Annotated in this window: 6 protein-coding genes; 5 read left to right on the top strand and 1 reads right to left on the bottom strand. The window is 39.8% G+C overall.

Going from position 1 to position 9,152, the window contains the following annotated elements:
- Together queF and LBH98_03815 are read left to right on the top strand one after the other, a co-directional pair.
- Window positions 1-283, top strand: a 283-nt coding sequence (queF, locus tag LBH98_03820; protein ID MDR0303885.1) for a preQ(1) synthase, incomplete at its 5' end; no start/stop codon positions are given.
- Window positions 284-738: 455 nt separating this feature from the next.
- Entirely contained in the window at window positions 739-3,849 is a 3,111-nt protein-coding gene (locus LBH98_03815) for an InlB B-repeat-containing protein (protein ID MDR0303884.1), read from the top strand.
- 339 nt (window positions 3,850-4,188) lie between these two features.
- Here the strand turns inward: LBH98_03815 and LBH98_03810 are convergent, their stop codons facing one another.
- On the bottom strand, window positions 4,189-5,166 hold the full coding sequence (locus tag LBH98_03810; protein ID MDR0303883.1) for a tRNA-dihydrouridine synthase family protein: 978 nt from the start codon (window positions 5,164-5,166) through the stop codon (window positions 4,189-4,191).
- A gap of 199 nt (window positions 5,167-5,365) precedes the next feature.
- On the opposite strand from LBH98_03810, the gene LBH98_03805 reads away from it, so the two are divergent.
- From LBH98_03805 to thiI, 3 genes are read left to right on the top strand one after another with little or no spacing between them, the layout of a single operon-like run.
- Entirely contained in the window at window positions 5,366-7,492 is a 2,127-nt protein-coding gene (locus tag LBH98_03805; GenBank protein ID MDR0303882.1) for a hypothetical protein, read from the top strand.
- Window positions 7,489-7,806: a LapA family protein gene (locus LBH98_03800; GenBank protein ID MDR0303881.1), complete on the top strand. Its 318-nt coding sequence runs from the start codon at window positions 7,489-7,491 to the stop codon at window positions 7,804-7,806. Before LBH98_03805 ends, LBH98_03800 begins: the two co-directional genes overlap by 4 nt.
- On the top strand, window positions 7,803-9,029 hold the full coding sequence (gene thiI, locus LBH98_03795) for a tRNA 4-thiouridine(8) synthase ThiI (GenBank protein MDR0303880.1): 1,227 nt from the start codon (window positions 7,803-7,805) through the stop codon (window positions 9,027-9,029). Before LBH98_03800 ends, thiI begins: the two co-directional genes overlap by 4 nt.
- Window positions 9,030-9,152: the final 123 nt, after the last annotated feature.

The raw sequence follows: 9,152 nt of genomic DNA, 5'->3' as shown, positions 1-9,152 counted from the left end.
AATCGAAATTTATTACCTGCCTGATAAAAAATGCGTAGAGTTAAAATCATGGAAACTGTATCTTAATTCGTTTAGAAACATCGGAACGTTTCACGAAAGAGCGATAAATTTTATTTTTGACGAACTTACCAAAAATCTTTCGCCGCGCTGGCTTCGCGTAGTAGGAGATTTTTTTCCGCGCGGTAACGTGAATACGACGGTGGTAGTCGAAAGCCCGACTTCTCGTCCCGCCTGCGCCGAATCTGTTTTTGAAAATTTAAAATCGCATGTCAGAGAGTTTTAGATAAAAGATATGCTTTTATAAGATTTTCTTGCTTTCTTGCAAAAATAATATTATTTTTATATAAATTGATTATTCGGCAGCCCAACGTGATGAAAACAGAGAAAGAAACAAAATGAAAGAATTTTTGCAAATATTAACAAAACCCTTGACAGCGGCGGCAGACGGATTGTACTCTCTCTCTCTCTCTCTCTCTCTCTCTATCTCTCTCGTATAGCGTACGACACACATTAAACTTTATACTATATATATTACATATATATAGACCTATATCGGCATATAAGCGAAAATTTGTGATTTATACTTTTCACAAACTTGCTCAACTTATTCCACCGCCATGCACAAAAATTTCTCAAAAAATACGAGTTCTCAGCCAATAACAAATAAGATACTTTGAGGAAAATCAAATGAAAAAGAGAGTAATAAATATCAGAAATGTTTTAAACAAGGAGCGCTTTATGCAAAACAAAGGCAAATTTCTAAAAGCGGCGGCATTGGCAATAGCCGCATTGTGTGTAACGGGGAATGCGGCGAATCATGACCAATCATATTATGCCACAACTGACAACGGTTACACTAATTACAGTTACACGTGTACCGATTCGGCGGAAATTGAGGCTTATCTCGTTGGCAGTGGCGGCGGCGGACAGGGCGGGCATCATTGGCATCCTTTTGGTAAAGATTATAAAGGAACCGGCAGTAGCGGCGGAGGCGGGTCGGCGACTTATGCAAAATTCAATGTGAAAGGAAACTCTGCCATCAGTATAAGTGTAGGTGGGCTCGGGACAGGCGGTGCGTATAATTCTTCGAATGGTTCAAATTTTGCAGCCGGATATGCAGGAAATAGTGGTAAGGAAACAAAGATTACCGTTGATGGTATAACAATTACTGCGAACGGTGGTAAAGGCGGTGGAGCAGACAATCGTAATGATCTGGAGAATTGTGGCGGAGCCGGCGGAACGACAAGCGATAATCCGAATACATCAAGAATAACAAAAGCAAATTGGCAATCGGTAGAGGGAGGTAGGGGGGCAAAAGGTCGTAAAGACCATGATCATGGTAAAAGCAGTTTAGGTGGTAATGCCGGAACATTAACAGAAGGTTCTTATAGCCCGGGAGGTTTAGGAGGCAGAAAGAGTGACCGTCAGGCAGCCACAGGTGGTGGTGGTTACGGTGAGTTTTATAATAAAGGCGGGAAAGGTTCCGACGGCGGACACGGTGTAGCCCGTATTATTGTAACATACTTTTGGACTGTAACATTAAACGTAAACGGTACTGGCGGTTCGTTGACGAGTTCAAGTCAGATAAAAGGGATTCGCGACAACTCGACAATCACCACATTACCCGGCAACCCGACAAGACCTGGTTATACCTTTGGCGGATGGTATAAAGAGTCAGGATGCAGTAATCAATGGATTTTTAGCAGTGACAAAGTAACAGCAAATACTACACTTTACGCCAAATGGACACCTGAAACATACACGATAAAGTACGAAATGTACGATGGGACGTATGAAGACGGTAATCCAAATCCTGCAAGTTATACATACGAGAGTCCGACAATTACGCTTAAATCGCCGACAAAAATAGGCTATACCTTTGGCGGATGGTTTGACAACGCCGAATTTTCCGGCTCACCTGTTATGGAAATACCTAATAAAAGTATAGGATCCAGAGAGTATTGGGCAAAATGGATTCCGATACCATGCAAGGTAACGTTTAATTCGCAAGGTGGCACGACAACTCCGCCGCCAGTCACGGTAAACTATTACGAATTGCTCGGCAAACTCGCCGCTAACCCTGAAAAAGAGGACAATGTATTTTTCGGCTGGTTTAAAGACGTTGACGGTAAATATCCGTGGAATTTCTCAACCGACAGAGTAGTGCAGGATATCACGCTTTATGCGGTATATGGCGGCGACAGAGTCGGTTTGTCCGAAATAGAATACGTTTATGACAACACGGAAAAGACGCTTGGAACTGTAGAACTTCTTTCTGGCGGCACGTGGGTTAAATTATACGAGAAAGTAAACTTTGACGCCAAGTATCAAAACAACGTAAACGCGGGAACAGCAACCGCAACGATAACAGGCAAAGACGAATATGAATACCTTGGCGAAAGAGAATTGAATTTTACAATCGCAAAGCGAAAGATTTCGATAAACTGGTATAACACGACGCTTTTGTGGAACGGGCAACAACAGGCGCCTACACCGATAAGTAGCGACTCAAGATTTCTCATAGATGTAAAACCGGAAACAAGACAGGCAAATATCGGAAGTTATAACGCCGAAGCGGTATCTCCCGATACAAACATTATTTTGACGGGCAATATAGCGCAATACACCGTCAATCCTAAAGTTATTCTGGTAACATGGCAGAATACGACATTTACTTATAACGGCGAGCAACAGGTGCCGACAGCCGTAAGCACCGACCCTGCATTTCCGGTAAAGGCTGCGCCTTATTTTGAGAGCATAAACGTCGGGACTTATTATGCAGAAGCGATATTGACGACTCCTAACGCCAACATAACCTTAACTGGTAATACTACACCGTATGTTATCGTTAAGAAGGACATTAAGGTAGAATGGGAAAATACGGGACCGTTTGTGTATAACAAGATGGTTCAGGCTCCGACAGCAAAGATTAAAACGGGGGAAGAGAAATACGATACTCTTAGTTTGCTGGTTTACGGCGGGCAAGCGGCGGTAGGCGTATATGACGGACTGTATAAGGCTTCGGTGGAAATAGAATCTCAGGCGATTCGTAACAATTTTGTTTTGACTAACAATACGATTGCCTACGAAATAGTAAAGAAGCCGCTTAATGTCGCTTTGACGAAAAAGAAATACGAAGAAGATCCGGAGGATGATGAAAAAGAGATAACCGACGTGGTTTCTGTTAAAAGAAGCGGTATAGATTCGGTAGGCAGTGTGTTTGACATCTTAAAAACAATGATAGGATACTCCGGTTTTGCGACAGATACGACAACAGGCGAAACGGATAACGAGACAAATTCATTTACAAGCGGAGAGCCGAAGTTTGAGATTACTCCAAGAGAAAATTCTCAGGCTTCTCGTTCTGTAAGAGACGGTAACGCATTAACGGTACATGATTATCTTCAAAACGGAGAATATAATGTTGCCGTAAAGGTAAGTGATATTATCGCACAAAACTACAAACCCGAAGACGGACAAATAACATTGAAGGTGAGTGATTTAATCGTTACTTTCACCACCGACCTTCGCGAAGGACAAACTGCAATTGCCAAACCGCAGAAATCCGACAGAAAGTACGGAATAATACTTGAGAAGGCAGTTGTTTCTCAGTCTGCAAAGTTTATAGTGAAGACCCCGGAATCGGCGCAGGTGAATCTTGTCGTTTATGATAATACAGGTAATGTGGTGTTTGAATCCAAGAGTAGAAATGACAAAGATATATTGTGGAACTTGACCAATAATGCCAACAGAAATGTTGCGAACGGCGTGTATCTTATAATCGCTGAAGCCAAAAGCGCAAGCGGGAAAACATATAAGTATTCGACGAAGTTGGGAGTTAGACGGTAACGTGGTAACTGGATTGCTTCGCTTCGCTCGCAATGACGATGAAAAGAGTGAGTAACGGCAATTCGTCATTGCGAGGAGTGTAACGACGAAGCAATCTATAAACAAACAATGGGCGATGGTACGACTACCGGATTGCTTTGCCGACAAATTGGTTCTCAATGACGATACAGCGTTGAACGGTCACCACAGGTACTCTGTAATTTTTTTTATAGAGTTTGCTTAAAATTTATTGACTTTTTATAAAATTTACCTTTGTTCGCCGTATTTAGAGCGATACTGTCCAAGCGGGAAATTATTTTTTATATATTTGTTTCTTAACGGTTTACAACTCCGCCATTTTCAGTAATCTATGTTATCGACGTTTGGAAATTCGCAAAAACTTGTTTTTTCAAAAACCTCGTCCGAATGTTTTCGATATGAAGAAATCGCAGTGGATTTCAGAATTTTTTTCACATACTTATCGCAGCCTTCAAACGAAAACCGCAAGTATCTCCACAATTCTTTCATTTTCCCCAAAACCGGAATCTCGCCGAAATACTTTTTCTCGTATTCTTCTAATAAATCGTCAACAAACAGGCGAATCTTTTCTTTTGGATTTTTTGTGTATCCTTTCCCTTTTATCAAACCGCTCAAAAACGGATTTACAATTACTCCCCGTCCGATCATTACGCCGGAAATTCCGCCGCAAAAAAGCGAATTTATTTTTTGATATTTTGAAATTGAGAAAATATCGCCGTTATAAACAATCTTCATCGTCGTTTTTTGCGCGACTTCCTCAAATTTTTTCAAATCGGCGTTTCCCGAATACTGCATTTGAGCGGTTCGCGGATGAAGAATTATTTCACTCGGTTCGTATTTTTCTATTATTGGCAAAACATCAAAGATACTGTCTTTGGATATAACTCCCAATCGAAGTTTTACCGAAAATTCAAATCGGCTGTCGGCAGACATTCTTTTTAATATAGAATCTACTAAATCCAAACGTTCCAAAAGCGCACTGCCTTTATTTTTTTTGACGACAATCTGCGCCGGACAGCCCATATTTATGTTAATTTTTTTATACCCCAAATTATAAATCTTGTCCAAAAACGGATAAAAAACATCCGGATTGTTCAAAAGAATCTGCGGTTCAAGCGATATGCCGTTTTCATTTTCTTTCAAAAGTAAATCGTGAAAAAGCGCACCGCCTGATTTTTCGGCAGCGTTTGGAGAAACAAACGGCGCAACCGCACAATCAAAATACGGAAAATGTTTATGATAAATCCTGCGAAAAACGCAATTAGTAATTCCTTGAAGCGGCGCGAGAATCAGTTTCATTTTCGGGTTGTCTTTACCTGTTTTAATGTTTATCGCTTATGATTAAAATACTTTATTTTTTGAGAAATTAACTCTAACTTTTGATTTTTATAGAAATGCAATATTGTATTTTAAGGAAAAGAGATTCTCAATTAAAATGTGAAAATAGAGCGGACGACAAATATTGTATATAATTTCTAAATAATAAAAGGAGTATTTTATGGATATAAAAGCTTTTGAGAGTTTTGTCGCTAAAAATCGGGTGAAACTTGAAAATTTGGCGAAACAAAAGAAGTTTGTAGTTGGAGGATTTCCAAGTGCAAAACAAATTTCCGACAATGCGGCGTCGGACATTAATAACAAACTTATCACAGACGAAAAAGCGGCATCGGCTCTGCTTGATGGCGATTGGCTTGATAAATATCCGAACGCCGTTTGCATTGATTTGTCAAAAGCGGTAAATCTGTATTTATCGTCGAATTTGCAGGAACATGAAAAAATAGATACCGCATTTACTATGGCGCGAGTGAATTTTATGGGAACAGACGGAGTTCGCGGAAAAGTCGTGACGCAGACAAAAGAAAATTTTATAGCCGATTTACTCAAAGACAATGCATTTACGCCAAGTCTTGTAGAAATTGCGTCGTTTGCGTTTTCAAAAGTTCTTTTGGACAAAAAAATCGTTAATATCGGCGACACCGCCGTAATCGGAAACGACGGACGCGATTTGGCTTATAACTGGATTTTAAATAATTCGGTTCGCAGCGGTTTTGCCAAAGCCGGATTAAACGCGCTTGATTTGGGCGTTGTGCCGACAGCGATAATTCCCTGGAAAAATTTGTCGCTCGGACACAGAGCCGGCGCGTGTTTGACCGCTTCGCACAATCCCAGCAATCAAAACGGAATCAAGTTTTTTATTGACGGCAAAAAATTAGTTCCGGAAGGCGATTTGGGCGATTTTGTACTTTCGGCGTATATGTATAACTATTGCTGCGTAGAAAAAATACCTGCAGAAGCAAGTGGAAAAATTACCGAATACGACGCCGAAATAGACGGCGTAAACTGGATGGAAGAAATACTTGGCGATGAAACAAAAAACGCACTGAAAGACATAACATTGATTTTTGACTCTGCAAACGGCGCGACCGATTCAATCGGAAGAAGAGTATTGGAAAATCTGGGTGCGAAATACGTAAGCGTCAATGAAAAATGCGTCGGCGACAATATAAACCGCGGCGTCGGCGTAGCCGAAATAGAAGGAACGGAATTTTACAGCGGCAAAGAATACGACAAACACATTTTAACCGTTAAAAAAATATTTGACGAAGGAAGAAAATCCCCCGCTCAAAGCGTTTTTGCAATCGCCGTGGACGGTGACGGCGACAGAGGATTTCTGCTCTATTACAGCAAAAAAGATGACGATATATACGTTTTGGACGGTGACAAATGCGGGTATATTTTGGCGCAATATCTTATAAAAACCAAAAACCTCGACGCAAAAAAATACTGGTTTCTATCGACTATAGAATCCGATATAATGACCGCCGCATCGGCAAACAAAAACTTGGGACTCAACACGAAGATTGTTTCGGTCGGCGATAAATGGATAGGAAATTTCAAAGACGGTGAAGTGCTGGTCGGGCTTGAAATTTCGGGGCATTTGATATTCCCTATCGAAGTTATAGACAAAAACGGCAAAAAACAAACGCTGCTTTCGGGTGTCGGACTGCTCACAGGGCTCGTTTCAATTTGTGCGATAAAAGGTCTGGGTTTGAGTGAAGAAAAAATTATAGAGCCGTTTGAACCCGGATTTTCAAAGACGTTTTATGTGTTCTTTGTCGATAAAACACGCCACTATCGCGGTTCTGCGATTTGGAACAAAGACAAAGAACTCGTAGAGAAGTCTGTAAACGAAGCGATTGCAAATTCAAAACTTCCCAAAAATACCAAAATAAAATACGAAGACAAAGAAGATTTGAATGTTTTGTATATGAATATTTTGGACAACGATAATCTTTTGGGGGTGCTGTTTATGCGAAATTCCGGAACCGAAGATAAAAACGCTACTTATGTTAAAGGCGAGAAAAAATACGAGGAAATTTTGTGTGAAATCGGAGCGAAAGTGCAAAAAATGCACACAGCCGAAATGAAAAACGAAAACCGAATTGAGTACAAATACGAACAAGCGGTTATTAAAAATCTTGATGAAAACGGCGGAAAAACTACAATAGACAAAGTTCTTTTACAACTTTCGAGTGTCAGCGAATCAGATTTGTTCGGAGTAATTTACGGACTCAAAAAAGAAGGACGGGTAAGCGTTTTAGGCAGAGAGGTTACGGCATTATGAGAACTAAATCTATATGGACGATAATTTACACCTTAATAATTATTGTTGTCGTATTTTCACTGACTATTACTATGTTGCAAGAACAGTTTATAGTTCAAACGGCTACGCTTAAATTTTTATTTTGGCAAACACCTCAATATCCGATTATTTTATTTGTCGCGACAGCGTTTATAATCGGATTATTTACGGGATTGGTTATAGCGGTTATTGATAATTTTCAATCCGGTAAAAAAAATCGCGATCTTAAAAAACAAATAGCCGAATTAGAAAATAAACAAGCGGAATTGTTGTCTAAAATTGGAAAAAAACCGTGAAATACGACGTTATTTACGCAACTTTCGGCGAAGTATTTTTGAAAGGTAAAAACAAAATGGCGTTTGTAAGACAGATAGTTAAAACATTCGCCAAAAAAACCGCCGATCTGCATATTACTTATAACTATACGGACGACCATTTACTTATTGAGCTAAAAGAAACCGATTGGCAAACCGTCGCAAAAAAATTAGACGAAATAGTCGGAATCAATTCGTATTCTTTGGGAAAACTCTGCAAAAACGATATGGATGAAATCTGCAAAAACGCTTTACTGATTGTCCGTGAAGAAATCGGTGAAAATGAAAAAATTAAGTTCAGCGCCAAACGCGGCGACAAAAACTTTGATATGAAAAGTCCCGAAATCTCAAAATTTGTTGCTGATTTTGTTGCGGATAACCACAAAGTAAATTTTAACATCTCAAATCCCGATAAAGTGGTTTCAATAACAATAAAACCGCATTACACAATAGTTTCGGCAAAAAAAATATCGGCTTTGGGCGGGCTTCCGGCAGGATTAAACGGACAGGCATTAATTATGCTTTCAGGCGGAATTGACTCTCCCGTCGCTGCATTTTTGCTTATAAAACGCGGATTAGTTGTAAATAGCCTGCATTTTGAATCGCCGCCGCATACCTCAATAAAAGCAAAACAGAAAGTTTTTGATATCGCCGAAAAATTATCGCATTTTTTACCAAAAGAACGAATGAATTTATATTTTGTGCCGTTTACCAAACTTCAGAAAAAAATTTTTGAGAAAGTTCCACGAAATTATGCAATGACCGTAATGCGGCGAATGATGCTGAGAATTGCCGATAAAGCCGCCAGAAATTATGGAATCTCGGTAATTGCGACCGGAGAAAGCATAGGTCAGGTCGCTTCGCAGACGCCGCAAAGTATTCACACAATAAACGCAGTTTCAAATATGCCTGTGCTGCGTCCTGTCGCCTGTATGGACAAAAATGAAATTATTGAAATCGCTAAAAAAATCAAGACGTTTGATATTTCAATACGTCCTTACGAAGACTGCTGTACGCTTTTTGTTCCGCCAAATCCCGCAACCGCTCCAAGCATAGAAAAAGCCGAAAGATTTGAAAGCGGTTGGAATTGGCGGGAATTAGTTGACGAATGCGTTGAAAATATAGAAAAAATATGCATCACCGCGGGAAATCCTATGATTTTAGACAAAAAAACCGACAGCGAAATCTGCGCTTTGTTCGAGTAATAGGCCTCTTGCGAAATCAATATTTTTTTAATTGATTATGGATTTTTCTTGTTTGTTTTTTAAATTATATTATTTTCCACTCTATGAAATACGAAAACATAAAAAATTACTCCGACGCTCAAT

The organism is Chitinispirillales bacterium (assembly GCA_031254455.1).
Classification (GTDB): Bacteria; Fibrobacterota; Chitinivibrionia; order Chitinivibrionales; family Chitinivibrionaceae; genus WRFX01.
This window is presented reverse-complemented; position numbering and strand designations above follow the sequence as displayed.

What these genes read in the sequence shown, in the direction of transcription:
- LBH98_03815 (MDR0303884.1), top strand. Translation starts at nt 739, where the DNA reads ATGCAAAACAAAGGCAAATTTCTAAAAGCGGCGGCATTGGCAATAGCC.
- LBH98_03810 (MDR0303883.1), bottom strand. Translation starts at nt 5,166, where the DNA reads ATGAAACTGATTCTCGCGCCGCTTCAAGGAATTACTAATTGCGTTTTT.
- LBH98_03805 (MDR0303882.1), top strand. Translation starts at nt 5,366, where the DNA reads ATGGATATAAAAGCTTTTGAGAGTTTTGTCGCTAAAAATCGGGTGAAA.
- LBH98_03800 (MDR0303881.1), top strand. Translation starts at nt 7,489, where the DNA reads ATGAGAACTAAATCTATATGGACGATAATTTACACCTTAATAATTATT.